Source organism: Streptomyces sp. NPDC006733 (assembly GCF_040636125.1).
GTDB lineage: Bacteria > Actinomycetota > Actinomycetes > Streptomycetales > Streptomycetaceae > Actinacidiphila.
In genome coordinates this window covers 16,164-43,032 of the sequence record NZ_JBEYJD010000048.1, presented here as the reverse complement: position 1 = coordinate 43,032, position 26,869 = coordinate 16,164, and the positions used below count along the sequence as shown (strand labels likewise).

The window sequence follows — 26,869 nt, the reverse complement described above, 5'->3', positions numbered from 1 at the left end:
ATGCGGCCCGGCGGCCGTCCTCCGCGATCGTTCTTGCCATTCTGGCAAACTTGCAGGCAGGGCGGTGGAAGCGGTGCGGCCGTAGTGAGGGGATGACGGTGGTGGACGACGGGATTACCGAGACGCTGGCGGCGATGGGCCCCCGGCTGCGGGCCGCGCGTGAGCAGCGTGGCGCCACGCTCACCGGCGTCAGCTGTGCGACGGGCATCTCGCCGAGCACGCTGTCGCGGATCGAGACCGGGCGGCGCAAGCCGACGCTGGAGGTGCTGCTGCAGTTGGCGCGGGAGTACCGCGTCTCGCTGGACGAGCTGGCCGGTACCGCACCGACCGGACCGCGCGTCCCGGTGTCGCCGCGGTCCCGCGCGGACAAGGCGGTGCTGCCGCTGACCCGGTACGTCGGGGGCCTGCACGCCCACAAGCACGTCCTGCCCGCCGTCGACGCGCCGCCGGCCCGGCCGCGGCAGGTCTCCCACGACGGGCACGAATGGCTGTGCGTCCTGTACGGGCGCCTGTGGCTGGCACTGGGGGACCAGGACCTCGTCCTGACCGCCGGGGACGTCGCCGAGTTCGACACCCGCACCGCGCACGGGCTCGCGAACGCCCAACCCGGCGGACCGGTCGAGTACCTGGTCGTGTTCGGGCCGCAGGGAGAGCGCCTGCGACCGCGCACCCCACCGGTCGCCGGTCGCGGGGCCCGCCGACCGCACCGCGAGCCGATGGATCGCGGAGCGCTGCCGTAGGTCGCGCCCTCCGCAGCGTTCCCGGCGGACGCGTCCGGCGCCCGCGGACCACACCCTAGAGGCGCAGGAGCGCCGTCACCGTGACCGCGGCCACCAGCGCCACCGGGAGCGGGGCCCGGCGCCACAGGAGCAGCGGGACGACCGCGAGTCCGGCCACCACCGTCAGGTCCAGGGACTCCCAACGGGGTCCCAGGACGTCCACGACGATGAAGCCGGCGAGCAGGGTCGGGGCGGTGAGGGCGATCACCGACTGCGCCCGTGGGGGCAGCGCGCGCCCGCCGAACAGGGCAGGGCCGACGGCTTTGCAGGTGAAGCTGAGGACGGCGACGGCGCCAATGGTGAGCCAGAGCATCATGGGGCGACCTCCTCGTCGCAACGAACGGGTGCAGCGGCCCCGGTGGCCGCGTCAGCCTGCCGGGGCACCGCCGTTGCAGCCTCGTCGGGCCGGGTCGGCGGCGTGGCGGGCGCCCTGACGAGGGCGACGAGTGCCGCGAGCGCCGCACCGACCAGGGCGGGCCCGGCGGGCAGGATCACGATGAGGCCGGCCGCGAGGATGGCGCCGAGCAGAGCTGGTAGCCGGTTGACGCGTTCGCGGCGGATTTCGTCGCACAGCAGCGCGACGAAGAGCGCCGGCGTGAGGACGTCCAGTCCGAGCCGGTGCAGGAGCTCGGGGTCGGGGGAGACCGCGACGCCCAGGATGGTGCCCGCCACCCAGGCGGGCCACTGGATCGCGGTGGCCCCGAACAGCAGGTACCGGTCGAACCGTCCGCCGCCGCGATGGGCCGCGGCCCACGATGCGTCGACCACCGCCTGGCCTTCGAGCGCGCGGCGGAACCGGCCGCCGCGCAGATCGCCGGCGACGGCGATGCCCATAGGGATGAAACGGCTGTTAACCAGGGCCGCGGACGTCACGGCGCCGAGCAGCCCGCCGCCGGAGCCCAGGGTGGCCAGCAGGGCGAATTGGGCGGACCCCGAGAACACGACCATCGAGCAGATCACGGGCGCCAGGTGCCCCCAGCCCTGCGAGGCGCTGATCGCGCCGAAGCTGACGGCGAGGAGGAAGGACGCGGCCGCGAGCCCGGAGCCGGTCTTGAGCCCGGTGAGGAAGCTCGCTCGCGGGGAGTCGGCGGCCGGTGCGGAACGGAGACTGCTCATCTTATGAGCCTAACAGGCAAAAGCGCGTATGGACGTTAGAGAGGAGAGTAGGCTGAGACGGTGATGAGCAAGCAGCCGGCGCTTCCCGCCCCCGTCGCCTCGGACAGCACTCCCGACGCCGGGGTGGCACTCGTGGGTGGCCACCCGGTCCTCGACTTCGCCAACACCGTTGCCTGGCGCCTGGATCCCGCCCGCATCGTTGACCGGATCCAGGGCGCCGCGGCCTGGACGACCTGGGCGCTGGCCGCCGGACTGGTCACGGCCGACCAGGCCGCGGCGCTGCTCTCGGCCGCGACGACGGACGCCGCGCCCACGACAGCCGCGACCGAGGAGCTCCTGAACCTGCGCGCCACCCTCTGGCCGATCCTGGACGCCCTCGTCGACGACCAGGAGCCTCCGGCTGAGGCCTGGGAGATGCTGCGGCGGGCGCTGGTCCTCGCCCGCCAGGACGCCGCACTGCCCCCCGCCTTTCCCCTGCGGTGGCAGCCCGCCACCGACCACCCCGCAGGGCTGTGCCACGCTTTGGCGTTGCTGACGGAGGATCTGCTGAGCGGGGACACCCTGGACCGCGTCCGGCGCTGCGCGGGCCCCGGATGCGGCTGGTTCTTCCTCGACCGCTCCCGCAGCGGGACCCGACGCTGGTGCAGCTCACAGGACTGCGGCAACCGGGACCGCGCGAGGCGCCACTACTCCCGGACCCGACAGCACGGATGACCACGCGGTGCCGGCGCCCACCGAACGCTGGACGCGAGCACGCGCCGCAGCCACCGCGCGGTCGTCGGGAGCCCGTGCCCCCTGATGATCATGCGGTGGCCGGTCGATCCTGCCCCGGTCCGACGCCGGTTCGCGACGTCGGACCGGGGCAGCAGCGGGCGAAAGTCGCCCGCGCCCAGCGTGCGCCCACCGCGCCGACCGCGCCGGTCGTGCGCGTCGAAGCGCGGTCACCGGGGGCAGGCAGGTCAGCGCTGCAGGGTGAGGACGCCGGGCCGGTACGGCAGTTGGTCGTAGGGGCCGCTCGCGGAGGGGGACTTGCCCTGGTAGAGGAACTGCAGGTTGCAGGGGTCGATGGTCATGGTCTGGTCGGGGTTGTTGCGGACCAGGTCACCGTGGCTGATGTCGTTGGTCCAGGTGGCGCCGCTGTTGGCCTTGCCCGCAAAGGGGGTGTTCTCGCCGGCGGCCTGCGGGGTCCATGCACCGCTCAGGCTGGAGGCGGTGAAGGAGCGGAAGTACCGCCCGTTCGCCCCCACCGCCTCAACGATCATGAGGTACTGGTTCTGGCCCTGCACCTTGTAGACCTGCACCGCCTCGAACAGGTTGTTCGTCGAGTCGCTCAGGACCGTCGTGGACGCCGCGCCGAAGTTGCCCGGGAAGTTCCCGATCGGCATGCTCGCCCGGTAGATCTTGCCGTTGTCGCCGGCGAAGAACAGGTACATGTTCTGGCCGTCGCCGATCAGGGTCTGGTCGATCGGGCCGGTACCGGAGTTGGTGATGCTTCCGGTGAACAGCGGCTGCGGCGCGGACCAGCCGTTGGGGTTGGCAGGGTCGCTCGACGTGCGGTAGATGAACGGCCACGCGCCCCACTGGTAGGTCAGCACCCAGATGTTCTTGGGTGCGAAGTAGAACAGCGTGGGCGCCACCGCGGACTGGCTCATCCCGCCCTGTCCGCCCGACGCCATGTCCGACCAGTTGGTGAAGGGGCGAAACGCCATCGAGCCGTACGACGATCCCGACACGGTTGACGCGTAGACCAGGTGCTTGCCGTTGTACACCACGGTGGTGAAGTCCTTCAGCGAGACCCACCCGTTCGCCGGCTGCGCCAGCGCACCGGTCGACGTCCACCGGTACGTCGACGGCAGCGCGCACGTGCCGCTCGTCGGGGGCGGGGTGGAGGCCCCGGACGGGCCGGTCCACTTCTGGTTGCCGCCCGACCCGCAGGAGTACAGCTGGATCCTGGTGCCGTTGGCGGTGGCGGCGCCGACCGCGTCGAGGCACAGCCCGGACTGGACGCCGGCGATCGTGCCGTTGGCGTTGACGTTCCACTGCTGGTTGGAGCCGCCGTTGCAGTCCCAGATGACCACCGCGGTGCCGTTGCCGGTGCCCTTGGCCAGGGCGTCCAGACACTTGGTGCCGTAGACCATCAGCTGCTTGCCGGCGGTGTAGGTCCACCGCTGGTTGCTCTGGGCGTTGCAGTCCCACAGCTGCGCCTGGGTGCCGTTGACGGTGCTGGAGCCGTTGATGTCGAGACACCGGCCGGAGGCGACGCCCTTGATCTCCCCGGTGCCGCTCTCTCCGGTGCCCCCGCCCGGGGCGGAACCGAGGGCGTTCATGACGGCGGTGTACGCGGCCTTGGGGCGGCCGTTGGCGTCGAACAGCAGGGGGCTGTCGCCGCTGCGCCAGGAGTCGGTGTCACGGATACCCCAGACCGTGATGCCGGTGCACCGGCTCACGGACAGGCAGGCGTTGACCGTGGTGGCGTACTGGGTGGGCGACGCCTGGGCGATGTCCAACTCGGTGATCTGGACGTCGACGCCCAGGGCGGCGAAGTTGGCCAAGGTGGTCCGGAAACTGGACGGCGGGCCGCCGGTGCCGAAGTGGCTCTGGAACCCGACGCAGTCGATCGGCACGCCGCGGGACCTGAAGTCCTTGACCATGGTGTAGACGCCCTGAGTCTTGGCGTCCGACCAGTTCTCGATGTTGTAGTCGTTGTAGCAGAGCTTGGCCGCAGCGTCGGCGGACCGGGCGGTGCGGAACGCCTCCTCGATGAAGCCGTTGCCCAGCACGTTCTGGAACACCGAGCTGCGGTGCTGGGTGGAGCCGTCGGCGAACGCCTCGTTGACCACGTCCCAGGCGTAGATCTTGCCCTTGAAGTGAGTCATCTCGGTGGTGATGTGGTGGTTCATCACGCTGCGCAGCGTGGTGGCGTCGCGGATGGAGCTGACCCAGGACGGCAGCTGGGAGTGCCAGACGGTGGTGTGGCCGCGCAGCCGCTGGCCGTGCGCCAGGGCATGATGGACGATCTGGTCGGCGGGGCCGAAGGTGAAGGTGCCGCGGGACGGCTCGATGCTGTCCCACTTCATCTCGTTCTCCGGGGTGACCATGGTGAACTCCCGGTCCAGGATCCCGGAGTACGTGGAGTCGCCGAGCTTGCCGGCGGCCACCGCAGTGCCGAAGTACCGGCCCGAGGGGGCCGCCTGCGTCCCCAGGGCCGCGGCCCCTGCGGAGCTGGGCAGGAGTGTGGCGATGCCGGCCACCACGGCCGCGGCCGACAGTCCTGCCACCAGGGCGCGGCGACGTCGGCCGAGCCGGTGCAGGCCTTTCATGACGCTCCCCGGGGGTTGCGGGGCGCAGTGGCGGCCGGACGGATGCGCGCATCGGCCGGCAGGGCTCGATCCGCCGCGTGGTGGGCGCGGTGCAGGACAAGGGGCGATTCCTGCGGGCCGGGCGCCGGGGAAGCGTGGAGGTGTCGCGTCATGGGAGCAGCTTTCTGCCGGGGGATCCGTCAACAAGGGAGTCGGGGTTCCACCCCGCCGGCACGCCGGCACGTGCGGTGGGAGGGGCACCCCATGAGTGGAGGCCCCGCCCGCGGGGCGGCGTAACAAGAAACGTCGCGCCGTCCGCCCGATGACGCTGTGAGGCATCTCGCAGGAGAAAACCGTTACGCCCCACCCCGCGATGGGGCCGTCGCGGCGGTAGTGGTGATCAGGTGGCCGTGCGCGCTGTGCGCGGCCCGGCTCCCGCAGCGGTTCTCAGGCCCAGGCCCGGCGCACGCGGAAGGACGCCTGGCCGGCGAAGGCCGCGGTGCCGTCGGAGCCATCGAGCCAGATGCCCCCGTCGCGGTGGCGGATGACCGACCCGGGGTAGTTGTGCGCGTGCAGGGTCACCGACCCGGCGAGCGCCCCGGGCCGCGGGCAGAACGTGGCGTCCTGACGGAACAGGGCGCTGCCGTCGCCGGCGCTCAGCTGGAGCCGCAGGTCACGATGGCGCAGATAGCGCCCGTCGGCGGCGCGCAAGGTGACGCAGTGCGGGTCGGCCAGCCCCCGCACGACCGTGAACGTCACCCGCTGCCGGGCTTGCACGCTGCTGGCCGCGGAGACCTGGCCGAGGGTCGCGAAGTCCTCGGCGTACGCGAGGTAGCGGCCCGGTTCGTCCACCGACTCCAGCGACCGCGCGCCCAGCGGAACCGTGTCCGCGACGGCCGGGGGACGGGCCGGGGACGATCCGCCCGCAGTGGGGGTGCGCGACGGCTGCGGCGCGGGGTGGCCGCCCGTGGACGGGGCGACGACCGCAGGCCCGCGGTGTGCCGGTTCGGGCCAGGTCACGTAGGCGGTGGTCCCGGCGATGAGCACCGCGCCGGTGGCGAGGCCCACCAGCGGATGCGCGGTCACCGCGGAGAGCTTGCCCATCAGCGAGCCGTGCAGGGTGCCCGCGCCCGTCGCCGTGCCCGTAGCGACCGGCACGCCGGCCAGCCCGGCGGCGCTCGCGGCCGTGCCCGCCAGCAGGCCCTTGGCGGACAGCGCGGTGATGAGGCCGGCCGGGACGGCCAGCGGCGCGAGAGACAGCAGCAGGCGCTCGGGCGGAATCCGTTCGGTCGTCGTCGCCAGGCAGACCGGGCAGGCGCGGGTGTGCCGCGCGATCCGCTTGCGCCACACCGAGGTGTGGCCGCCGTCCCAGCCGGCGAGCGTCTCGGTCAATTGCGGACAGCGCGGGTCGCGCCGCAGCGCGGAGACGACCGTGCGGCTCACGTCCAGTTGCTCACGCATGCGTTGCACGCGGACGCCGACGTGGGCGACGGTCAGCCCCATCGCGGCGGCGAGGTCGTCACGGCTCAGCGAGCCCGCACATTCCTGCCACCACAGCGACAGCAGCACCCGATGGTCCGGGTCGAGCCACCGGCAGGCCTCGACGACCTGCCGGCGCTCGTCCGACACCTGCAGACGCAGAATCGTCACGTCCTCGGATGCGGCGCCGACATCCGGCAGCGCGCTGGCCTCGTCGATGACGGTGGTCCGGTCGGCGACAGTGCGTTGCCGCTGCCAGTACGAGTTGATCTGATGCAGGGCGATCGCCACCAGCCAGGACCGGAAGCTCTCCGGGGCCCGCAGCGCCGGCAGGTCGCGCACCACGCGCAGCAGGGTCTCCTGGACGACGTCATCCGTGTCGGCATGTCCCCTCAGCGCCCGCCCGACGATGTTGTACAGCAACGGCAGGTACGCGGCGATCAGCTCCTCACGCGCCCGATCGTCCCCGGCCTGCGCCGCGACAACCAGTCCCGCGTGGTTCGTATTCATGAGGTTCCACTCCCAGCTCCCGCAGCGGGAGCGATCCGCCGAGTCCGGCGGCACACCTTAGCGGCGGCCCGGGGATGCGCCCAAGTCGGTGGCCGGCTCGAACAGATCAAGCGCCGGTGCTCGGGCTGCGGGCGGCCGACGCGTGGACGACCCCCTTCTGTACGGGTTCGGTGTGGCGCTCACCAGCCCACCGGGGTTCGAGGCCGGGTGCAGGGGTGGTGCGGTTCCGCCAGGAGTGGTCACCGGCGACCGGTCCCGTGTAGGGCGGATCCACCGGCACCCGCGGTCGTCGAACCCTCAGCTCCCGGCACGCATTGCGGTGCGGCGCACGTAGGCATCCGAAAGAGAAAAAGAGGCCTTGACCTGCGCCTTTAAGTCGGTACTTACAGGCTTGTCGGCGCGAAATGCCGTCTGCCAAGGTGGCAACCAGACACAAGATCAGGTCACGCCAACGGAATCTCGCGACACCAATGGCCCGGGCACTTGGGTCCGGGTCCTCATGGAAGGGGAACATCGTATGAGGCGTAGGACCAAGAGCCTGACCGCTCTGACGGGAGCGGCCCTGGGGGCAGTTCTGTTCGCAGCCGGACCGGCCGTGGCGGCACCGTACTGGCAACCCCTGCCGGCCGGTCTGGCTCTGCACAACTGCACAGCGACCAACACTCTTCCGGGAACCAATGTCATCTATCAGGTATGTGTCGTCATCGGACGTTCCTCCGCCCAGTCGGTGCTCATCGTGAAGAACCAGCAGTCGACCAACGTCCGGATCCGGGGAGGTTCCGGGCTCAACTACACCGGCAGCTACGCCTCCTGTTACGAGTCCACCCTCTCGCCGGGCTACCGAACCGTCTGCTTCGCCAACACCGTCAGTATTCCGGCGGGCGCCAATCCGACAGTCTGGCAGTACGACCTCACCGTCGGCTAAGGGCTCCGGGCCACAGGAGACGAGGAGCAGGCGCGTCCAACCAGACCCATCCCACCGAGCGTCAACAGCCCCGGCGAGGGCCGTGCGGCCTTGCGTGTCGACGGCCCGCCTGGCCCCCCACAGGCGCCGGGCCCGGGTCGGTGCCCCGACGCTCGCGTTCCAGGAAGCCGCACTGGCACCGGGGAGCAGACGCAGCACCATCGGTGACAGCCCGGGTGGCCCGTCATCGCGCGAGCCGTACAGCGCACGACAATGGGCCCGGCAGGTAGTCATACTTGCCGGGCCCATTGTCGTGCGCTGTACGGCGCTGTTCGTCGGCTACCAGCGGTACCAGCGGCCGCGGCCGCCGCCGGAGTGGGTGCCGCGCATGACGAAGCCGAGCAGCCACACGACCAGAACGACGACCGCGACCCACCAAAGGATCTTCAGGGCGAAGCCGGCGCCGAACAAGATGAGTGCGAGCAGTAGAACCAAAAGCAGTGGACCCATGGCTATCAACCTCCTGACCAGCGCCTTCCCCTTTTTGCCCCGATCATGCACCGCTGATTTCCGCCCCAGGTCCGGCCGGGCAGGCCCGGTGGCGCCGCCGGCGTCACCACCGCCACGCAGCGTTCCATGCCGCGGCGAACGTCCTCGCCGCACCCGGCCCGCGCGCCCGCCCAGCGCCCTTTCGGCACCGTCATACGCCACCCCGACGGCAGAAACCCCCTGGTCAGGGGCTTTCTGTGGTGCAGCAGTGATGGCTTGCTCGCCACGGGGAAGACGGGTCAAGGTCAGAAACTTGAGGAGGCGGTTGGGATGCGGGACCGGATCGGGCTGGCCGATGTGCTGGTAGCAGCGGAGAGCGCCGCGCCGACGGGCTCACTCGATGTGGTGGCGCGTAATCTGCGCGACCGGTTCGGCGCGCAATCGGTGTCGTTCCTGTTCGTCGATGTCGTCGGTCGGCGCCTGGTGCGCGTCAGTGACCAGGCGAGCAAGGCCCAGGGGCACCTGGCCGAACAGGTATCGCTGGCCGGTAGCGGGGTCTACGACGAAGTCCTGCGCTCGCAGAAGCTGGTGCAGACGGCGGCGAAAGACGGGGAGCAGGGCCAGCGGGTGCTGGCGCCGGTGACCAATCGTGGTGACACCATCGGCGTTCTCGAGCTGTTTCTCCACCAGACGACGCCGCAGGTGCTGGAACAGGTGGAGGAGGCCGCGCACGCGCTGGCGTACATCATCGTCACCGACCGCCGTTTCACCGACCTCTATCACTGGGGCAATCGCACCACCACGGTGAGTCTGGCTGCCGAGATCCAGCGTCAGCTGCTGCCCTCCGCCTCGTCCTGCGAGGCGGCGCAGTTCGCGCTCGCCGGCGGCCTGGTGCCGGCCTCCGACATCGCGGGCGACACCTACGACTACAGCCTGGACCACGACGTCCTGCACCTGTCGGTCACCGACGCGATGGGCCATGACGTCAACGCCTCGCTCATGGCCACCCTCGTGGTCAACGCCTCCCGCGGCGCGCGCCGCGCCGGCGCGGATCTGGTCGAACAGGCCCGCCAGACCCACCAGGCCCTGCTCGACCACGGCCGACGGACCTTCGTCACCGGCCAGCTGGTTCGCATCGCCCTGGACGGCAGCAGCGCCCAACTCGTCAACGCCGGCCACCCGGGGCCGCTGCTGCTGCGCGACGGCGTGGTCGACGAGCTGACGCTGGCGGTGAACCTGCCGTTCGGTGTCGTGGGGCAGGGCACGTACCAGGTGCAGGATCTCGACCTGCGCCCGGGCGACCGCCTGGTGCTGTTCACCGACGGCATGCAGGACCGCGAAGCGGCCGCCGTCGACCTGCCGGGGCTGCTGCGCAAGACCGCCGGTGAGCACCCGCGGGAGGTCGTGCGCACCCTGGTCGCCGCGGTGGCGAGCGCCTACCACGGCCTCCCGCCGAAGGACGACGCCACCGTCCTGTGCCTGGACTGGTACGGCCCCCACACCGCCGGCCGTCCCGCGAGCGCCGACGACCGATAGGCACCCGCCAGGGGTGTCGCAGCCGCGGGCGTTCCCGCTGCGCGAGGGGGACAACCACGCTGCCCCGCGCGGTGCCGGGGATCGTCCACCGGTCACCGCGAGTTGCTGTCCTGACCAAGATCAAGGCGTAGGGTCGAAACGGGATGGGCCGCCCGGGGGGAATGACGGTGGCTCCCCACGGCGACTCTGCTCGGCCGCCTGCCCTTCCTCCGCTCCGATCGAGGCAGCGGCGGTGGCCGAGGCCGCAGGTCGGAGAAGACCGATGCCCGCACCCACCCCAGCCGCCCGCTCGTGCCGCGAGCGCTCAAGGAAAGCCCCCCGCCCGCAAGCGGTGATTCTGGCCGCGTGGTGCCTGGGCCACAGCAGATCCCGCCCAGCGTCTCGCGGGGCCTGCCACACCGACCCTGTAGGGGCGGGACGCGGTGGGCCAGACACCGGCGGCGGACGCCACGCGGGCCCAGCGGGTGTCGCTGTGCGCCGTCGGGCCGCTGGCGGCCCGGGGCAAGGCATTGCGGATCAGCCTCGGAGAGAGTCTGTGTATCGAGGCCTTGCGGGCAGAGGGCGTTGGTCCTCGTCAGCGACTTGGGCGCCCGGACGCCGCCCGGCGCTGGCCCTTCCATGAGGTCCGCACCTCCGGCCCCACCGACCACTGGCCGTGCCCACGGGCACCGCCCCGCCGCGGCCGGCCCATACAACGCATCTCGCGTTCGCCTGCACACTTGACGACTTCCCCTGTCATGCGGTGTGCCAGCCACTACCCTGAAACGGTGCGGTTCGGTGGCCGCCGCGCCCACGGAAGTTCCGAGGAAAGCGTGCGCGGAGATGGTTTCCACGGTCAGAAGATTGCTGGACGGCCTCTCCGCGGCTGCGACCGAAGACGAGCGCCGGGTGTGGGCGGACGCCTGCGCGCACACGCTGGGTCTGGGTGGGATGGCCGTATCCTTGGGGCGCGAACTGGTGTGGTTCAGCGACGCGACCAGCGGGCGTTTGGAGGATCTCCAGTTCGTCCTCGGGCAGGGGCCCGCTCTGCTCTCCGAGGACGCGACGGACGTCCGCGAGGTGCCCGACCTCGAACGGCTGCTGGCCCAGCAGTGGCCGCAGTACGCTGCCGAGGCAAAAGGGTTGGGGGTGGCGGCATTGTTCGTCTGGCCGGTGCACATCGGCGCGCTCCAGGTGGGCACGATGACCGGCTACCGGCGCACGCCCGGGGCGCTCAGCACCGAGCAGTCCGCGCAGGGGTGGCTGATCGCCGACGCCCTGGCCCAGCACGTGTTGAACCACTGGCCGTCCCACAGCGGCGGCGATGATCTCGGTCACGCGGGGGCGGTGGAGTTGCACCGGGCGGTGGTGCACCAGGCCACGGGGGTGCTCAGCGTGAGACTCGACGTCCCGCTGGCCGAAGCTCTGGACCGGCTGCGCGCCCACGCCTACGCGTCCGGCCAGTCCCTGACAGCAGCCGCCCACGTCATCCTGGAACAGCAACTGCCCCAGGACACCCGATAGCTTGGTCTACCGCTCCGGCCAGGCCTGCGCGGGAGTGAGGAGGACACGCACATGAGCAGGGAACAACGCATCGCCCGCACGTTCGTAGAACTGGCCGACACCTTGGTGGAGGACTTCGACGTCATCGACTTCCTGCACCAGATGACCGTCCGCTGCCAAGAACTGCTCGATGTCACCAGCGCCGCGGTCTTCTTGGCCCACCCCGGCCTCCAACTGCACAGCCCCGCCCCCTGCGATTCCGCCCCGGACCTGCAGCGCGTCCTGGAAGCCGCCTGCGACCAGGGGCCGGCGGTGGACGCGCACCGCACCGCCCTGACGGTCGCCACCCACGACGTGGCCGATGCGACGGCCCGCTGGCCGCAGTTCGCCCCGCTCCTGCAGCACGCCGGCTACCCCCAGGCCACCGCCGTGCCGATGCGCCTTCGCCAGGACGTCATCGGCAGCCTCCTGCTGTTGCACACCGGCAACCAACCGTTGAACGCCGACGACCTCGCACTGGTCCAAGCGCTGGCCGATGTCGCCACCATCGGGTTGATCCAGGCGCGCGCCCTCCGCGAGCAACACACCGTCACCGCCCAACTGCACACCGCCCTGCAGAGCCGGATCGTCATCGAGCAGGCCAAGGGCATCCTCGCGGCACGCAGCAACATCACCCCCAACCAGGCGTTCGAGGCACTGCGCCAGCATGCCCGGCACCACCGGATCCTGCTGCGCGCCGTCGCCCGCGATGTCATCGACAACGGCCTCACGCCCGCGACGGCGCCCACCCGGGCACCCCAGGACACCACGGACCGCCAGTAACCCCCGGCGCCGCGCCTTCCCGCACAACACCGCACGGCGCGGTGCGCGGTGCCCCCCGGTGCGCCGGAACGGACCGGTCCCGCGCGGGGGCGCCGGTTCCGTATATTGGGCCACGGCGTTCCCTGGGGCCGGGCAGAAAGCCGGGCCTGACGGGCGGGAGGAAGGGTGGATCTGATGCGGCCGTTGCAGGTACGTACGATCGGCCCTGCCCGCGGGGGCGTGATCGTCCTCGCGGTCTCCGGAGACCTCGACAACGACACGGAACACCTCCTGGCACACGGGGCGGGCGAGGCCCTGGACGCAGGATGCCGACGGCTGATCCTGCAGTGCGCCGGAGTGACGTTCTGCGACTCCCGCGGCCTGAACCGGCTCCTGCAACTGCGCCAGGACGCCCAGCGCCGCGGCGTCGACCTGGTCCTGGCCGCGATCAGCACGCCGGTGCGCCACGTCCTGGAACTCACCGAGGCCCTGCAGGTCTTCGTGCTCGCCGACACCGTGCAGCAGGCCGTGTGCCCGCCGTCCGCAGCCGACACGGACGCCGACACTCCTGGACGGGGTATCCCGACCCTGTGACCCGCCCGCCGCCGCTTCGCGCCGCTGAGCGCTCCTGCGATGCCGCGCTGTTCACCCGCCGGTGCTACGCGGCCAGGTTGCCGCCAGCCTTCCTGAGCTGACCTGCCGGCTCGTGCCGCGACTTCCGGCGAGGAGATGCACCCGGTCAGCGGGTTCTACGGGCGGACCGGGGCCGATCGGGGTTGGTCGGCTCGATGCACCGGGACTGGACGTGCTCGTAGATCATGGTGGTCTGCACGTCGGCGACTTCGCGGCGTTCGGTGAGCCGGTCGATGACGAAGGCATACACGCCATCGACGTCAGGGACCGCGATGTGGATGAGGAAGTCGTGAGCACCCGACGTGACGAACAGCCCGATCACCTCGGGCAGTCGCGCGGCCCACTCCCGGAATCCCTCGATGACGGGACGGGCGGGCGGCCGGATCCGCACCGAGATGAGCGCTTGGACGGGACGGCCGGCCGCGTCGAGGTCCAGGGCCGCGTGGTAGCCGGTGATGACGCCGCGCTCGCGCAGCACCCGGACACGCTCCAGTGAGGTGGAGGGGGAGACCCCGGTCTTGGCCGCGAGGTCGCGGTTGGTCTGCCGTGCATCGTTCTGCAGCTCCCGCAGCAGGGCTCGGTCCAGTGCATCAAGTTCCATGCGATCCAGCGTATGCCCGACGAAGTTCGGCGGGCGGCGAGCCGTGCTCGACTTCAGCCAGGCATCGCGGTCGGGGGTGCCCGCTCGACCGGGCGGCTGTGGCCGCCTGCGTCGGCCGCGCAGGCAGCCTCGTCGCAGCGATCACCCCGTGCGTGTCCGCCCTGCCGCGCCCTGCGCTCCGCCTTACGAAGGGCGGGGTTTCCGCCCGATCACCGCATGACGTTCCCCAGCGGCCCCGCAGACGCCCGCTATGGCGAATGAAGTCCAGCAGTAGCTTCGCCAAGCGGCACATCCACCTACCATTCCCGGATCCGTCCGCATGAATGAAGAGGATTGCCATGTCTGTGATGAACGGACCGAGCGCGGCGCCCGTGGGCTTCGCGCCGGAGGAGATGGACTTCCGTCTGCCCACCCGCCAGGCCCGGCTGAAGTGGGTCATCGTCGTCAACGCCGACCTGCCTCCGGGCCGGGCCGCCAATGCCGCCATCTGCGCCGCAGCCCCCACCGCGGCGTCGGTCCCCGGGCTGCTGGGCGCCGCGGCCACCGACGCGGAAGGCGCCACCCACCCGGGCCTGCCCTGGGCAGGCTGCTCGGTGCTGGTCGCCGACGCCGCCACGCTGCGCACCCTCCGCGCCAAGGCAGCCGCCCGCACGGACATGTTCCTGGCCGACGTGCCCGTCGCGGCCCAGAGCACCCGTGTCTACGGCGATTTCATCGCGACGGTGGGCGAGACCCGGACCACGGACCTCGACTACTGCGCGGTCAGCATCGTCGGCCCCCGCAACCCGGTCGACAAGATCGTCGGAAAGCTTCCCCTCATGCCCTGACCCTGCGGAGAAGTCGATCCGTGCGCGGCGGGCGACGCCGGTACCGGAGGGCGGCTACCGTGGTTCAGCGACTGCGTCCGCGGCACGGCACCCCGGGTCCGGCAACGCCCCCCCGCCCACCCGCGCGTTGCTCTGCCGCCGACCGCAGGCGAACGTTGCTGGATACGGTTCTGGCGTGGATCATGGGGCGCTGGAACGCAGGGGGAATCATGGAACTTGAGATCGCTGCCCTCGCGGCCTCCGCGGGGACGAGCATCGTCACGATGGTCGCGACGGACGCCTGGCAGACGGCGCGGGACGGACTGGCCGCGCTGTGGCGGCGCGTGCGACCCGAGCGGGCCGAGGCCGTCGTCACCGCGCTGGACGCCACGCGGGACGAGCTGCTGCAGGCACGGAGCGCCGGGGACGACGAAGCGAGCGCGACCCGGACCGAGCTGGCGGCCGAATGGCAAGGACGGGTACGCCGGCTGCTGGCCGGCAACCCGGAGGTGGCCGATGACCTGCGGGCACTCCTGGCCGAGCTGGCACCGCAGACACCGGCCACGGCGCCGGGCGTCACCCAGAGCGCCACCGCATCGGGCAGCGCCCGGATCTACCAAGCCGGCCGGGATCTGCGGCTGAACGAGCAGTGACCGGCCGCTTCGAGGCGCACGGCCAGGCCGACGGCCAGGGCCGGGTCTACCAGGCGGCGGGCGACCAGCACATCATCGAGCACCATCACCACAGCCCCACCTGGACCAGCCCGGACTCCGTCCGGCATCCGGCGGTGGGCCGGATCTCGCTGATCCTGCGCGACCGTACGGAGCTGATGGCACGTCTGCGTGACGCGGTCGCCCCGGACGCGGGCGGCGACGCGTACGTCCTGCACGGTCTGGGCGGCAGCGGCAAGACCGCCGTCGCCTACGCGCTCTTCCGCCACGCCACCGCCCACACCGGCCGGGTCGGCCTGTGGGTCAATGCCTCCGACACCGCCTCCCTGCGCACGGGCATGCTGGCGGTCGCCGCGGACCGCGGCGCGGACGAGGGCGCACTGACCGCGGCGCGCAGCGGCCTGCGGGCCGCCGCCGACCTGGTGTGGGACAGCCTGCAGCACTCCGCGGAGCCGTGGCTGCTCGTCCTCGACAACGCGGATGACCCCACGGTCATCCGCGACGGCGGCTGGCTGCGCACCAGCCCACGCGGCACCGTGCTCGTCACGACCCGCCAGGCCTCCCCGCACTGGTGGCCCGACACCCGCCTGCTCAGCGTGGGCGTCCTGCCGCGCGAGGCCGCCGCCCAGGTGTTGTGCGACCTCGCCCCGGAGACCGGGACACCGGACGAAGCCGCCGAGGTCGCCGACCGGCTGGGCCGACTGCCCCTGGCGCTGACCCTCGCGGGCGGATTCCTCTCCCGCCAGGTGATCGAGCCGTGGACCATGACCCGGTACAGCAGCGTTCTGGACGACCGGCGCGAGGTCGACCCGATCGAACTGCTCGACCAGGGCGCATCGGCGACCGCACAAGGCCCCCGCCACCTGGTGCGCACCACCTGGCAACTGTCGTTGGACGCCCTGGAGGCCCAGGGCCTGCCCGAAGCCGTCACGCTCCTGCGCCTGTTGTCCTGCTGGGCCGGTGACCCGCTGCCCGTGTCCCTGCTGGCCGGCGTCGACGTCGGTGCGCGCGGCGCCGAAACAGCCCTGCACGGACTGCTGGATCACTCCCTCACGGAACTGGTGGCGCAACAGGTGCGCTGCTTGCGCACCCACGGCGTACTGCTGGACAGCGTGGCCCGTGGCATCCCGCCGGAGCAGCGCGAGCAACTGGTCGCGGCGGCCGCTCGGCGCCTGGACGCGGCATTGCCCGAGATTCCCGAACGCCAGTCGCCCGACCCCCGCTTCACCCTGCTCGCACCGCACGCGCTGGCCCTGCTCCGGCGAGCGGTGAGCTGGCCGGACATCGGGCAGGCGGCGTTCGAGGCCGCTGCGGACTGCGCGCTGCGGCTGACGGTAGCGCTGCACCGGTCCGGGGACTACGCCTCCGCTCTGATCCTGGTGAGCCAGGCCAGGGGCCTGGCCGGGCACCGCCTTGCCGGCGATCACCCGGTGATGCTCCGGCTGCGCCGACGCGAAGGACGGGCACTGGACCGGCTCGGCCGGTTCGCAGAGGCGGAGACCGTGCTCCGTGCGACCTTGGCCGACTGCGAACGCGTCTGCGGGCCGGAGGGGCTCGACACCCTGGACACCTGTCTCAACCTCGCCGTCACCCTCTGGCACGGGGACGCCGACCGCACCCCGGAAGCCGTGGCCCTGGTGCGACGTGCCACGCACGGGCGCACCACCGCCCTGGGGCCCGCGCACCCCTTGACGTTGCTGGCCCGATCCCACCTGCTGTGTCTGCCCCCGGGACCGGAACTGCAGCACGAGCTGGTGTCCCAGGCAACGCTGGTCGCCGAGTGCCAGAGCGTCCTCGGTGAACATCACCCGATCGCCCTGGCGGCCGCACTGGACTACACCTACGCGCTGTACGCCACCGGCCGGCTCGCGGAGGCGCTTCCCCGGGCACGGACCGTGCTGGCGGCACACCAGCGGCGCTACGGGCCGGATTTTCCGATGACGCTGGCCGCCTGGAACGTGCTCGGCCAGATCCTCACCGGGTTGGGCGCGCACGCCGAAGCGCTCGAAGCCACGGCAGCCGTGGTGGAAGCCCGCGTCCGGGTACTGGGACCGACGCACCCCTACACCCGCGAGGCCCAAGAGCGCCTCACCGGTCTGCGCACCGCGTAACGGCACGCGATCAGCCGGAGCCCGCCGTCAGCTCGGTGAGGGCTGGGACGGCGGTGACGGCCGTGCCGGCGGTGAGGGCACTGGTGGTCGGGCCGGGAGCGGGGCTTGGAGCCCCCGTTCTCCTCCAAGCCCCGCCCCGACCAGACCCGCCTGTGCGGCGCCCTCACCGGCACGTTAGCCACGTCGGGATCGCCTGGACCACTCATTCGAAGGAGGTGGAAACGATGGCCAGGCGGGGAGGTCGCGTGGTAGAGGGCAGGATGTCCTGGGGCAACTGGCCTGGGACGATCCGCCTGCCGCGTGGGCCGTTGCTTCTCCCCGGGGAGGGATGGCGTCTGCGGGCGGAACCGGGGGTCGGGAGCTCAGCCGCCGAGGCGGTCCTGGGCGGCCATGACCTCATCGCCGTGCTCGAAGGCCCACGCGCCCAGGGCGCCGATCGGGTCGAGCAACGTCCTTCCCAGGGGGGTGAGTTCGTACTCGACCCGCGGCGGCGCCGCGTCGTGGGCGTGGCGGATGACCAGCCCGTTGAACTCCAGCCGCCGCAGCGTCTCGGTCAGCACCTTGGGACTGATCCCGCCGATGCGTGCGCGCAGTTCACCCGGGCGCTTGGGGCCGTCCCGCAGGACCCAGATCAGCACCGGGTTCCAGGTGTTGGACAGGAGATCGAAAGCGAGGCGGGCGCGGCAGTCGGCGAGGTAGGCGTTGGTCGTCACGTACCAAATGGTGCCCGAGCGGTTTCCTAGTGTCGTCCCCAAGGCGGTCGAAACCCAGGAGAGGGGCGGAACGATGAAGATCGGTGTGCTGGGGACAGGACATATGGCGGACGCGTTGGCCACGCAGTGGGCGCGGGCCGGGCACCAGGTGCGCGTCGGAGGCCGGAACGTGCGGAACGCTCAGCGGCTCGCGACGCGCATCGGGGGCGGCGCGGAGCACGGCGGGCTGCGTGAGGCGGTCGACTTCGGCGCGGTGGTGCTGGTGGCGCTGCCGTACGGTGCGGGGACGGATGTGGTGGGGGAGCATCGAGCGGCACTGCAGGGGAAGGTCCTGCTCGACTGCGCCAATCCGGTCGGGCCCGGCTTCCGGCTGCTGACCGACGGTGGCCCCTCGGCGGCGCAGCGACTGGCTGCCGCGGCACCGGGCGCGCACGTGGTCAAAGCGTTCAACCTCTGCCACGAGGACGTGTGGCGGATGACCCCGCCGGTCTTCGACGGTCAGCCCCTGCACGTTCCGCTGTGCGGCGACGACGCGGCGGCCCTCGCCCTGGCCCGCGCGCTGGTGCGGGACATGGGCGGCGAGCCGGTGAGCGGGGGCGGCCTGGACCGCGCGGGGCTGCTGGAGGCGACCGCCGCGCTGTTCATCGGCCTGTGGGTGGGGGAAGGGGCGGACGTACGGGCGATCGCGCCGCCGCTGGCCTATGCGACCGGTCCCCGCACGGACAGCGCGTGAGGCCCCGCCGGCATCGCGTCGGGACGTCGACGGCGCCGCTCGGTTCCGGTGCCGCGGGCGTGCGGGGTGCCCTGGCCGCGCGCCGAGGACGCTGCGCGCCGGGAACGCCGTGACAGGCCACCCGGGCGGTGCGCGCAACGACAAGCATGTGTGCGCAGAGGCCGTAGACCACGCACGGGAGTTGGGGGCCTCCTGCGCGGGCGCGGTCCTGAGGGCGTGGGCGGGGGACAGCGTTCGTCCCCCGCCCCGGCTCGGATCGAACGACTGCACCACCTTCATCAGCCAGGCACTCCGGGCCGGCGGCTGGGCGGACGAGGCGAACGGACCGTACCCGTCGAACGACCAGAACAGCTGGTGGTACAACCCGTGGCACATCCATAATCAGACACTCACGTGGATCAACGCGCACTGGTTCTCTTTCTACGCCTCCTATTGGAGCGGTCGCACGGACCTGCTCGACAACGTCTGGTACATGGGCGACGGGGACGTCCTCCAAGCCGACTGGCAGCACAACGGCCAGGAGATCGACCACACCATGATGATGACGTGGTACTACGACGGCATCGGGCCCGCCCTGAGCTACCACAGCAACGACACGATCAACCGATCGCTCCAGAGTATTCTGGTCGCCGAACCCGATGCTTGGTGGTGGCTGCACCGCACCTGACCTTGCACCCCAACCCGAGAGCGGTACCGGGTCCGGGTGGCACCTCGGAGCCGGCTCGACCACGTGGTGCCGGCCCGCACGGAAGCGTGAGGATTGCTCCGCGGGTAAGGCTGGGCACATGACGACAACGCTCGGTGCCTTTGTTCTCGGTACGCCCGATCCGCCCGCACTGGCCGACTTCTACCGTGTCCTGCTGGACTGGCAGGAAGTCGATCGTGCCCCGGAGTGGGTGCGCCTGAGGGCTCCGGGGCAGGAACGCCCCGGCCTCAGCTTCCAGTTGGAACCGGATCACACCCCGCCGGTGTGGCCGCAGCGCCCCGGTACGCAGCAGATGCAGGCGCATCTGGACCTGCAGGTCGATGACCTGGAGAAGGAGACCGCGCGGGCGACCGCCCTGGGTGCGACCGTGCACGAGCACCAGCCGCAGGAGGGCGTGCGCGTCCTGCGCGACCCGCACGGCCATCCGTTCTGTCTGTTCCTGCCCGGCGCCTGAGCGCGGCCGCCCGCGTGCGGGTGCCGGGTCCCGTGGGTCAGGCAGGCCAGGAGCGCAGTACCGCGGCGATGCTCGCGGTGGTGCCGTCCTCACGGCGGATCTCGTCCACGAGGGCGCCGATCTCGTCCCGGCCGGGCTTGACCGTGCGGCCGGCTGCCTGCAGGTATGCCACGGTCACCGCGACGGCCACGGTCATGTTGGAGCGCTCCAGCCACCGCAGCCGGCCGAGGGTGTGGGCGAGCGCGGCCGCGCGGGCGACCGGCCCGTCGTAGACGGTCTTGTCCAGGAGCGTGGCCTTGTGGCGCTCGACGGCCGCGACGGGCACGCCGAAGTCCGTGGGGGCGGGGTCGCCCTCGCCGGCGCGCTGGGCCACGGCCAGGATCCACCCCAGGTCAACGGCGAGGTGCATGGGCCCGCTCCTCGATGAAGTCGCCGAACTCGGAAATGACGTTCTCGGCTGATCCCAGGAAAGCGGCGCGCAGCGGGTCGACGTCGTTGCGCACCAGGTAGGCGATGTAGTCCTGCACGGACGTCCGCCTGCTCGCGGCGGCCAGCTTGGCGGCTTCCGCGAGCTCTGCTTCGAGTCGGACGTTGAGCTGAGTCTTGGCCATACCGCCGATGCTAGCTGTTGCTAGCTGGCCTGGGAACCCGCACCGGTCGGGCGGGATGATCCGCTGTACGCAGCGGTGCCGGATCCGTGGGCGCAGGGGCTCCCCGGGGCCCCGGCCGCATGGGCGGGGCAAGCGGGTGGCGGTGCTCGCCGAGGCAGGCCACGTGGCCCAGCGCAAGACGATCCGGGACACCCGCCCGCGAGTCCAGTCGCGGCTGGCCAGCGAAGGGCGCCGCGCCTACCGCGCCCGCGTCGCCGCCCCGCGAGCGATCGTCGACGCGGATCCCGGTGACCGTGCGCCCCGGACATGACCGCCTGCGCTACGGCCCGAGGGGAGCTGGGCGCGCCGACCCCACGGCGCCGCCCTGCCGCCCGCACTTCCAACCCGCCCCTGGCAGCGTGTCCTCAGCCGGCGTCTTCGGCCCTCCTCAGTTGCGCCACCGCAGCGTTCTCCGTGCCGGCAGGAGACCCGCCGAGTCGATGGACCACAACCCAGCGGCCCGTCGCCGGGACAGCTCCGGCAAAGACCGAGGCGTCGCGCGTTGCCCCGTTGTGCCAGATCAGCGGGCCGGACGCTTGCCAGGACAGGGCGGGAGGACCCAACACCCGGTCCAGGAGCAAGCGGGTGAGCAGGTCCGCCGCGGCGCGCGGCGTCGCCCACATCCCGCCCGCGGGCAGGATCGCTCCGCTCATCGTCCACGGGGCGCGTTCCCTGCCCCACCGCCTCGCGCACAGGCGTCGGTCGGCGGGCGGCTGGGCCGTCACCTCGTGCACACCGAGCGGGGCGAGCACGTGCTCCTCCACGAGCTGCGCGTACGGTGCGCGGGCCGCGGCGACCAGGGCGGCGCCGAGGACGGCGTAGCCGAAATTGGAGTACTCCTCGCTCTGTCCGGGGGGCGTGGCGGTCAGGGAGCCCAACTGGTCCAGGAGCGCGGACAGCGCCTCCTGGTCGAAGGCCGCGTAGGGATCCTTGCGCGCCAGGCCGGGCGGCAGGCGGGGCAGTCCCGAGGTGTGCGCGGCCAAGTGCCGCAAGGTGATGCCGGTGCCCGCCGGTACCCGGCCGAGCCAGCGCTCCACCGGATCGTCGAGGCCGAGCAGGCCCGCAGCGGCCATGCGGGCGAGCGCGGTGCCGGTCAGGACCTTGGTGAAGGAACCGATCTCCACGAACCGGTCCAGGCCGTGCCCGCCGCGGACGACGGGCGGAGCGCTGCTGCTCAACACGCAGGTGGGTAGGGGGCGCACGTCGATCGAAGTCCCTTTCTCGGAGGCGGGTACTCCCCAACTGTGCGCGATCCACGGGACGAACCCGTTCCGTACCCGTCGCATGTCCGGCAGCGGGCGCAGTCGGAGCCGAACACGCCCCTTCTGCCGCCCGCGAACCTGTGACAGCCTTGTGACGGGAACCCCGGCCTCCAGCAACCGCCCACGGTCCGCGCTGTGATCAGATGATCGGATGCGCAGACCCACCCCTCTCCGCCTGGCTCCGTCGCGGACCGCCCCCTTCGTGTCGGCACTCGCCGCGACCGCCCTGCTGCTCACCGCCTGCGGAACGCAGCATGCCGGCACCGCCGCGACCGCGTCGCCGTCCCGGACCAGGGTCGACGATGCGGGCAAGGACGGTGTGCGGATCACCTGGCTGACCCTCCCGGCAGCCACCCCCACGCCCTCGCCGACGCGCAGCCACCCCGTCGCCGCCGAAACGCTCACCTTCCCGACGGACTCCGGCATCTCCGCCGAGTACGAGGTCACCAACGCGAGCGCCGCGGCCCTGACCTACTCGATCACGTTCACCTTCATGAGCGCTGACGGCGGATCCATGGGCAACCCGACCGCGACCGTGCGCGATGTCGGCCCGGGCAAGACCGTGCGGGGCACGGTCCGCGCCGGGATACTGCCGCCCGGCACCCCACGGGTGACGCGGGCGAAGGTGTCCACCGTGACCGCGGTCCCCGCGAGCGAGGCACCGGCGGCGCCGGGCGCCTGCCCGGCCTCCGGGATCAAGGTCAGCGCCGACCAGGGCGACGCGGCCATGGGCCTGCGCGTCGTGGGCCTGCATCTCGACAACTGCGGCAAGCGCGACTACACCGTCCAGGGCTACCCGCTGCTGACACTGCTGGACGACGACCGCAAGCCCGTCACCGGCATCGCGATCCTCAACGGCAGCCGCGAGATCACCAGCAGCGCCGGGGACGACAAGCCGCCCCGCGCCATCACCCTCAAACCCGGCGAATCGGCGACCGCCGCCCTGGTCTGGCGCAACACCACCCAGTCCGGCACAGCGGTGAACGTGCCCTACGTGCAGGTCCGCGCGAAGGCCGGCGCCGCCCCGGTGACGGTGACGCCCAACCTCGACCTGGGCACCACCGGACAGCTCGGGGTCCGACCGTGGGAGAAGGTGCAGCGCTAGCCCTCCCGGCGCAGCGCCCCTGCGCCGGGCCCAGCCCCGGTTCCCGAGCCGCAGCACACGGGCCGAAGCGTCGCCCCCGGCGCCGCAGGACGTTTCCCGTCACGCCAGGTGGGCCGGTCCGGCGTCACCCTGGCAGGACGACGAGGTCTGGGGCTGGGCGGGTGGGGCGGTCGGATCGAGCAGCAGCATCGCGTCGTGGTCGGGGGTGCCGGGCTCGGCGGTGTAGACGCCGAAGCGATGGCCGGGGGTGCCTTCCAGGGCCATGCCCTGGAAGTGCAGGGTGATCCCGGCGAGCGTGGCCAGTTCCTCGCGCCGCAGGCCCGGGGTGCGGCGGACACCGGGGCCGGGGTCAGGCCGGCGGACTGGGGACTGGTCCGGGTGCGGCGGGCGCGCAGGAAGCGTGCCAGCTCGTCGCCGCTGCTGTGCTGCTCGGGTGCCATACCGCCGGTGTCTCTCCGCCGCGGGTACGCCGTGCGCGTCGAGGGGGCCCTGCCATGCCCCCGCTGGCCACCCCCTGGACCAGCTCGGTCTGCCTGCGGTGGCCGCAGCCGGGCAGGGTGGATGGTGTCGCACCGTGTCCGAGCGCCCGCCGTCCCGCACCTCCCGCCGGCTCCCTCTGCACTGGCGTACCCCGGGTGCACGGGAAACGGTGGACCGGAGGCACGGCGACCTGACCGGTCACAGTGCCCGCGCCGGGGCTCGTAGAGCGGAAGGGAATGAGCATGACGGACGGGAACAGCGCCGATCAGGCGACGAGCCCTGCGGCTGGGGAACCGCACCTGGCCTCCGAACGGTCCAACGGCACCCCGCCGCCCTGTGCCGCGAACCCCGGCGACCGGCCGCTCCGCGCCCCTGTACTGCTTCGGGCGCCGCGACGACCGCGATGACGGCCATCGAGCCCTACCCCCACTGAGACGACAAGGAAGAGTCCCATGCTGAGCGTCACCCTGAACAACGGCGTCGAGATGCCGATCCTCGGCTTCGGCGTCTACCAGATCCCGTCGGACCGGACCGAGCGGGCCGTTTCCGACGCGCTGGCCGCCGGCTACCGGCTGCTGGACACCGCGGCCGCCTACGGCAACGAGGAAGCCGTCGGCCGGGCCATCGCGGCGAGCGGCATCCGGCGCGAGGAACTGTTCGTCACCACCAAGCTGTGGATCCAGGACGCCCCCGCCGAGCAGAACACCCGGCGGGCCTTGGAAGCGTCCTTGGCCAAGCTGGGACTGGACCACGTCGATCTCTACCTGGTGCACCAGCCCTTCGGAGACGTCTACGGGCAGTGGCGCGCGATGGAAGCCGCCCACCGGGAGGGCCTGGTCCGGGCGATCGGCGTCGCCAACTTCTACCCCGACCGGCTCCTGGACCTCGTCCTCAACAACGAGATCGTCCCGGCGGTCAACCAGATCGAGACCCACCCGTTCTTCCAGCGCACCACCGACCAGGCACTGATGCGCGAGCACGGGGTGCAGCACCAGTCCTGGGGCGGATTTGCCGAAGGCAAGAACGAGCTGTTCACCCATCCGGTCCTCACCGCGATCGGCAAGGAGCACGACAAGTCCGCAGCGCAGGTGGTGCTGCGCTGGCTGATCCAGCGCGCCATCGTCACGATCCCCAAGTCCGTCGACCCCGGCCGGATGGCGCAGAACCTGGACGTCTTCGACTTCGAGCTGACCGACGCGCAGATGGCGCAGATCGCCGACCTCGACACCGGCACCACGCTGTTCTTCGACCACCGCGACCCCGAGATGGTCGCCTGGCTCAGCGCGCGGCGCCTGGACAGCTGACCGCCGGAGCACGCCGCCCGCCCCGGCGGGCACCGAGCCTTCCACCCGACCACAGGGGCAGCACGCATGCGGCACATCAAGCTCGGCGACCTGGACGTCTCCCGCATCGGCCTGGGCGCCATGGGCATGTCCCACGGCCCGACGGGCGCCGGAAGCGACGACGCGGAGTCCATCCGCACCATCCACCGCGCCATCGACCTCGGGGTCACCCTGCTCGACACCGCGGAGATCTACGGCCCCTACATCAACGAGGACCTCGTCGGCCAGGCCCTCAAGGGCCGCCGTGACCAGGTCGCGCTCGCCACCAAGTTCGGCATGATCGACCACGGCGGTGCCGGCGCCTGGAACCTCAACTCCCGCCCCGCCAACATCCGCACCGCCGTCGAGGGCTCCCTCACGCGCCTGGGAACCGACCACATCGACCTGTACTACCAGCACCGGGTCGACCCGGACACCCCCATCGAAGAGACCGCCGGCGCCGTGGCCGAACTGATCCACGAGGGCAAGGTCCGCCCCTTCGGCCTGTGGCCATCGCCGCCGACGTGGGCGCCACACCGGCCCAGGTCGCCCTCGCCTGGCTGCTCGCCCAGGGCGACGATCTCGCCCCCATCCCCGGCACCAAGCGCGTCACGCGGGTGGAGGAGAACACCGCCGCCTACCGCCTGCAGCTCACCGACGAGGTCCTGGCGCGCCTCTCCAGCCTGCCGCCGGCCGCCGGCGAGACCCACACCGAAGCCGGCCGCCGCATGCTCGAGCGCTGACCCCACCGCCGTACGTCCCCGACCCGCACGAGAGCAGGAGGCACCCCATGGAATTCGTCACGCCGCAGCCCACCGGCAAGGGACCGGAGGACTGGTTCCACGGCGACGTCTGGTTCGATGTCATCCACGCAGGCCAGGAACCCTCGCGCCTGCGCGCGAACATGGTGCGCTTCGCCCCCGGCGCCCGTACCGCCTGGCACCGTCACGCCGTCGGCCAGACCCTGCACGTCGTGGCCGGCGCCGCCCTGATCGGCACCCGCGACGGCACCGTCTACGAAGCCCAACCCCGGTGAGACCGTGACCTGTCCGCCCGGCGAGGAGCACTGGCACGGCGCCACCGAGGACCGGTTCATGCAGCACCTCGCCCTGTGGGACGGCACCGCTCCCGACGACGACCGGCCCGAGACCACCTGGCTGGAGCGCCTCACCGACGCGCAGTACGGCGCCCCCCCCGCACCCGCGCGCTCTGAGCCACCCGCCGCGGGTCCAGACGCCGTTCGCGGGCGCGGGCAGGCCGGGTCCGGTGCGACCCGACCTGCCCCGGGTTGCACCAGGGGTCAGCCGGTCGCGCGGGCGGCCTGGACGATCAGGTTCGCGACCCGGGCGGGGTGGGAGAGCATGACCAGGTGGGACGCGTCGTCGATCACGACGGTGTGGGCGCCGGCCCGCTGGGCCATGAACTTCTCCGTCGCGGCCGGGATCGCCCGGTCCGCGCCGGCGACCAGGTACCAGGACGGGATCGTCTTCCACGCCGGGACACCGCTCGCTGCCTGAAGGGCAGCCAGATCCACCGGGCGCTGTTCGGCGGCCAGCAGCTCGGCGTCGGCGGCCTTCAGGTCGGCCCCCATGACGGCGCGGAACTTCGCCGGATCGACATAGCCGTCCGCGCCGCCGCCCCCGGCGACCGCGTAGGGCCGTACGACGAGCGCCGCGCCGAGCTGACTTCCGGGGTTCAGCCCGGTCAGCGCCAGCCCGCTCTCGCCCTGGGCGGGAGCGAAGGCCGCGATGTAGACCAGGGCCTTGACGTTGGGGTGCCCGACGGCGGCGTTGGTGATGACTTCGCCGCCGTAGGAGTGGGCGACCAGGACCACCGGTCCGGGGATGGTGGCCAGGAGGCTGGCGACGTAGGCCGCGTCGGAGTCCAGGCCCCGCAGCGGGTTCGCCGCGGCGATGACCGGGAAGCCGTCGTGCCGCAGCCGGCCGACGACCCCGCCCCAGCTGGAGGAGTCGGCGAAAGCGCCGTGGACCAGGACCACGGTGGGCTTGGGAGCATGCCGGGCGGGCGCGGCCACCGCGGTCGGAGCCGCGGTCGGCGCGGCCGAGGAGATGGTGGGGACGGTCACGACGGCGGCGGCCAGCGCGGCCGGGATCATCACGCGCCGGTGGAACCAGCGGTGTCGGCGTGCCGGGACGGACACGGGTGCGAGCATGGCGGAGCCTTTCTCATGGTCGGTGCGGACGGACGGGGCGAACGGGATCGCACG

The 26,869-nt window shown here is 72.1% G+C and carries 27 protein-coding genes and 3 pseudogenes; 17 read left to right on the top strand and 13 right to left on the bottom strand.

Annotated features, from left to right (window positions below):
• Nucleotides 1-92: 92 nt before the first annotated feature.
• Nucleotides 93-740, top strand: a complete 648-nt coding sequence (locus ABZ721_RS32945) for an XRE family transcriptional regulator (RefSeq protein ID WP_358792443.1) — start codon at nt 93-95, stop codon at nt 738-740.
• Between the two features lie 55 nt (nt 741-795).
• Here ABZ721_RS32945 and ABZ721_RS32940 read toward each other — a convergent pair whose 3' ends face one another.
• A complete protein-coding gene (locus ABZ721_RS32940) occupies nt 796-1,095 on the bottom strand; it encodes an AzlD domain-containing protein (protein ID WP_358792442.1) in 300 nt (99 codons plus the stop codon).
• Nucleotides 1,092-1,895 carry an AzlC family ABC transporter permease gene (locus ABZ721_RS32935; RefSeq protein WP_358792441.1) on the bottom strand — a complete coding sequence of 268 codons (804 nt, stop codon included), beginning with the start codon at nt 1,893-1,895 and terminating at the stop codon, nt 1,092-1,094. The genes ABZ721_RS32940 and ABZ721_RS32935 overlap by 4 nt, the downstream gene beginning before the upstream one ends.
• Nucleotides 1,896-1,958: 63 nt before the next feature.
• Between ABZ721_RS32935 and ABZ721_RS32930 the strand changes: the two genes are divergently transcribed.
• Nucleotides 1,959-2,609 carry a CGNR zinc finger domain-containing protein gene (locus ABZ721_RS32930; RefSeq protein WP_358792440.1) on the top strand — a complete coding sequence of 217 codons (651 nt, stop codon included), beginning with the start codon at nt 1,959-1,961 and terminating at the stop codon, nt 2,607-2,609.
• Nucleotides 2,610-2,854: 245 nt separating this feature from the next.
• On the opposite strand, the gene ABZ721_RS32925 is transcribed toward ABZ721_RS32930, so the two are convergent.
• Both ABZ721_RS32925 and ABZ721_RS32920 read right to left on the bottom strand, forming a co-directional pair.
• A complete protein-coding gene (locus tag ABZ721_RS32925; RefSeq protein WP_358792439.1) occupies nt 2,855-5,215 on the bottom strand; it encodes a non-reducing end alpha-L-arabinofuranosidase family hydrolase in 2,361 nt (786 codons plus the stop codon).
• Between the two features lie 426 nt (nt 5,216-5,641).
• Complete coding sequence (locus ABZ721_RS32920; protein WP_358792438.1) at nt 5,642-7,183, bottom strand: sigma-70 family RNA polymerase sigma factor; 1,542 nt, start codon at nt 7,181-7,183, stop codon at nt 5,642-5,644.
• Nucleotides 7,184-7,700: 517 nt separating this feature from the next.
• Between ABZ721_RS32920 and ABZ721_RS32915 the strand changes: the two genes are divergently transcribed.
• The gene (locus ABZ721_RS32915; RefSeq protein WP_358792437.1) at nt 7,701-8,108 is read left to right on the top strand and encodes a hypothetical protein; all 408 of its coding nucleotides are present in this window, start codon (nt 7,701-7,703) and stop codon (nt 8,106-8,108) included.
• Between the two features lie 318 nt (nt 8,109-8,426).
• Here ABZ721_RS32915 and ABZ721_RS32910 read toward each other — a convergent pair whose 3' ends face one another.
• Nucleotides 8,427-8,597 (bottom strand): hydrophobic protein, encoded by a 171-nt coding sequence (locus tag ABZ721_RS32910; protein WP_358792436.1) that lies wholly within the window; start codon nt 8,595-8,597, stop codon nt 8,427-8,429.
• Nucleotides 8,598-8,906: 309 nt separating this feature from the next.
• On the opposite strand from ABZ721_RS32910, the gene ABZ721_RS32905 reads away from it, so the two are divergent.
• The 4 genes from ABZ721_RS32905 to ABZ721_RS32890 all read left to right on the top strand — a co-directional run bounded on the left by ABZ721_RS32905 (nt 8,907) and on the right by ABZ721_RS32890 (nt 12,989).
• The gene (locus ABZ721_RS32905) at nt 8,907-10,112 is read left to right on the top strand and encodes a PP2C family protein-serine/threonine phosphatase (protein ID WP_358792435.1); all 1,206 of its coding nucleotides are present in this window, start codon (nt 8,907-8,909) and stop codon (nt 10,110-10,112) included.
• Nucleotides 10,113-11,042: 930 nt separating this feature from the next.
• On the top strand, nt 11,043-11,615 hold the full coding sequence (locus ABZ721_RS32900; RefSeq protein WP_358792434.1) for an ANTAR domain-containing protein: 573 nt from the start codon (nt 11,043-11,045) through the stop codon (nt 11,613-11,615).
• Between the two features lie 51 nt (nt 11,616-11,666).
• Entirely contained in the window at nt 11,667-12,416 is a 750-nt protein-coding gene (locus ABZ721_RS32895; RefSeq protein ID WP_358792433.1) for an ANTAR domain-containing protein, read from the top strand.
• Nucleotides 12,417-12,599: 183 nt separating this feature from the next.
• Nucleotides 12,600-12,989 (top strand): STAS domain-containing protein, encoded by a 390-nt coding sequence (locus ABZ721_RS32890; protein WP_358792432.1) that lies wholly within the window; start codon nt 12,600-12,602, stop codon nt 12,987-12,989.
• 145 nt (nt 12,990-13,134) lie between these two features.
• Here ABZ721_RS32890 and ABZ721_RS32885 read toward each other — a convergent pair whose 3' ends face one another.
• The gene (locus ABZ721_RS32885; protein WP_358792431.1) at nt 13,135-13,629 is read right to left on the bottom strand and encodes an Lrp/AsnC family transcriptional regulator; all 495 of its coding nucleotides are present in this window, start codon (nt 13,627-13,629) and stop codon (nt 13,135-13,137) included.
• 347 nt (nt 13,630-13,976) lie between these two features.
• Between ABZ721_RS32885 and ABZ721_RS32880 the strand changes: the two genes are divergently transcribed.
• The 3 genes from ABZ721_RS32880 (at nt 13,977) to ABZ721_RS32870 (ending at nt 17,217) form a co-directional block, all read left to right on the top strand.
• Complete coding sequence (locus tag ABZ721_RS32880; RefSeq protein WP_358792430.1) at nt 13,977-14,456, top strand: DUF2000 domain-containing protein; 480 nt, start codon at nt 13,977-13,979, stop codon at nt 14,454-14,456.
• A gap of 209 nt (nt 14,457-14,665) precedes the next feature.
• Nucleotides 14,666-15,088 carry a hypothetical protein gene (locus ABZ721_RS32875; RefSeq protein WP_358792429.1) on the top strand — a complete coding sequence of 141 codons (423 nt, stop codon included), beginning with the start codon at nt 14,666-14,668 and terminating at the stop codon, nt 15,086-15,088.
• Nucleotides 15,085-17,217, top strand: a complete 2,133-nt coding sequence (locus ABZ721_RS32870) for a tetratricopeptide repeat protein (protein ID WP_358792428.1) — start codon at nt 15,085-15,087, stop codon at nt 17,215-17,217. The genes ABZ721_RS32875 and ABZ721_RS32870 overlap by 4 nt, the downstream gene beginning before the upstream one ends.
• A gap of 362 nt (nt 17,218-17,579) precedes the next feature.
• Here ABZ721_RS32870 and ABZ721_RS32865 read toward each other — a convergent pair whose 3' ends face one another.
• Nucleotides 17,580-17,930, bottom strand: coding sequence for a helix-turn-helix domain-containing protein (locus ABZ721_RS32865; RefSeq protein ID WP_358792427.1), 351 nt, complete (start codon nt 17,928-17,930; stop codon nt 17,580-17,582).
• Nucleotides 17,931-18,003: 73 nt separating this feature from the next.
• Between ABZ721_RS32865 and ABZ721_RS32860 the strand changes: the two genes are divergently transcribed.
• From ABZ721_RS32860 to ABZ721_RS32850, 3 genes are all read left to right on the top strand, one after another.
• Nucleotides 18,004-18,663 (top strand): NAD(P)-binding domain-containing protein, encoded by a 660-nt coding sequence (locus tag ABZ721_RS32860; protein ID WP_358792426.1) that lies wholly within the window; start codon nt 18,004-18,006, stop codon nt 18,661-18,663.
• Between the two features lie 181 nt (nt 18,664-18,844).
• Nucleotides 18,845-19,330: an amidase domain-containing protein gene (locus ABZ721_RS32855; protein ID WP_358792425.1), complete on the top strand. Its 486-nt coding sequence runs from the start codon at nt 18,845-18,847 to the stop codon at nt 19,328-19,330.
• 118 nt (nt 19,331-19,448) lie between these two features.
• Entirely contained in the window at nt 19,449-19,823 is a 375-nt protein-coding gene (locus tag ABZ721_RS32850) for a VOC family protein (protein ID WP_358792424.1), read from the top strand.
• Between the two features lie 37 nt (nt 19,824-19,860).
• Here ABZ721_RS32850 and ABZ721_RS32845 read toward each other — a convergent pair whose 3' ends face one another.
• From ABZ721_RS32845 to ABZ721_RS32835, 3 genes are all read right to left on the bottom strand, one after another.
• Complete coding sequence (locus tag ABZ721_RS32845; RefSeq protein WP_358792423.1) at nt 19,861-20,232, bottom strand: fic family toxin-antitoxin system, toxin component; 372 nt, start codon at nt 20,230-20,232, stop codon at nt 19,861-19,863.
• Nucleotides 20,216-20,434: a hypothetical protein gene (locus ABZ721_RS32840; RefSeq protein WP_358792422.1), complete on the bottom strand. Its 219-nt coding sequence runs from the start codon at nt 20,432-20,434 to the stop codon at nt 20,216-20,218. The genes ABZ721_RS32845 and ABZ721_RS32840 overlap by 17 nt, the downstream gene beginning before the upstream one ends.
• A gap of 404 nt (nt 20,435-20,838) precedes the next feature.
• Entirely contained in the window at nt 20,839-21,654 is an 816-nt protein-coding gene (locus ABZ721_RS32835; protein WP_358792421.1) for a serine hydrolase domain-containing protein, read from the bottom strand.
• Nucleotides 21,655-21,886: 232 nt separating this feature from the next.
• Here ABZ721_RS32835 and ABZ721_RS32830 point away from each other — a divergent pair, with 232 nt between their 5' ends.
• The gene (locus tag ABZ721_RS32830) at nt 21,887-22,840 is read left to right on the top strand and encodes a DUF4232 domain-containing protein (RefSeq protein WP_358792420.1); all 954 of its coding nucleotides are present in this window, start codon (nt 21,887-21,889) and stop codon (nt 22,838-22,840) included.
• Nucleotides 22,841-22,939: 99 nt separating this feature from the next.
• Here the strand turns inward: ABZ721_RS32830 and ABZ721_RS32825 are convergent, their stop codons facing one another.
• Both ABZ721_RS32825 and ABZ721_RS32820 read right to left on the bottom strand, forming a co-directional pair.
• The gene (locus tag ABZ721_RS32825) at nt 22,940-23,104 is read right to left on the bottom strand and encodes a hypothetical protein (protein WP_358792462.1); all 165 of its coding nucleotides are present in this window, start codon (nt 23,102-23,104) and stop codon (nt 22,940-22,942) included.
• Between the two features lie 6 nt (nt 23,105-23,110).
• A pseudogene (locus tag ABZ721_RS32820) lies at nt 23,111-23,280 on the bottom strand (transcriptional regulator); the annotation flags it as partial.
• A gap of 492 nt (nt 23,281-23,772) precedes the next feature.
• On the opposite strand from ABZ721_RS32820, the gene ABZ721_RS32815 reads away from it, so the two are divergent.
• From ABZ721_RS32815 to ABZ721_RS32805, 3 genes and pseudogenes are all read left to right on the top strand, one after another.
• Nucleotides 23,773-24,624: an aldo/keto reductase gene (locus ABZ721_RS32815; RefSeq protein ID WP_358792419.1), complete on the top strand. Its 852-nt coding sequence runs from the start codon at nt 23,773-23,775 to the stop codon at nt 24,622-24,624.
• 66 nt (nt 24,625-24,690) lie between these two features.
• Nucleotides 24,691-25,385: pseudogene (locus ABZ721_RS32810) on the top strand (aldo/keto reductase).
• 47 nt (nt 25,386-25,432) lie between these two features.
• A pseudogene (locus tag ABZ721_RS32805) lies at nt 25,433-25,829 on the top strand (cupin domain-containing protein); the annotation flags it as partial.
• A gap of 113 nt (nt 25,830-25,942) precedes the next feature.
• Here the strand turns inward: ABZ721_RS32805 and ABZ721_RS32800 are convergent.
• On the bottom strand, nt 25,943-26,815 hold the full coding sequence (locus ABZ721_RS32800) for an alpha/beta hydrolase (RefSeq protein WP_358792418.1): 873 nt from the start codon (nt 26,813-26,815) through the stop codon (nt 25,943-25,945).
• Nucleotides 26,816-26,869: the final 54 nt, after the last annotated feature.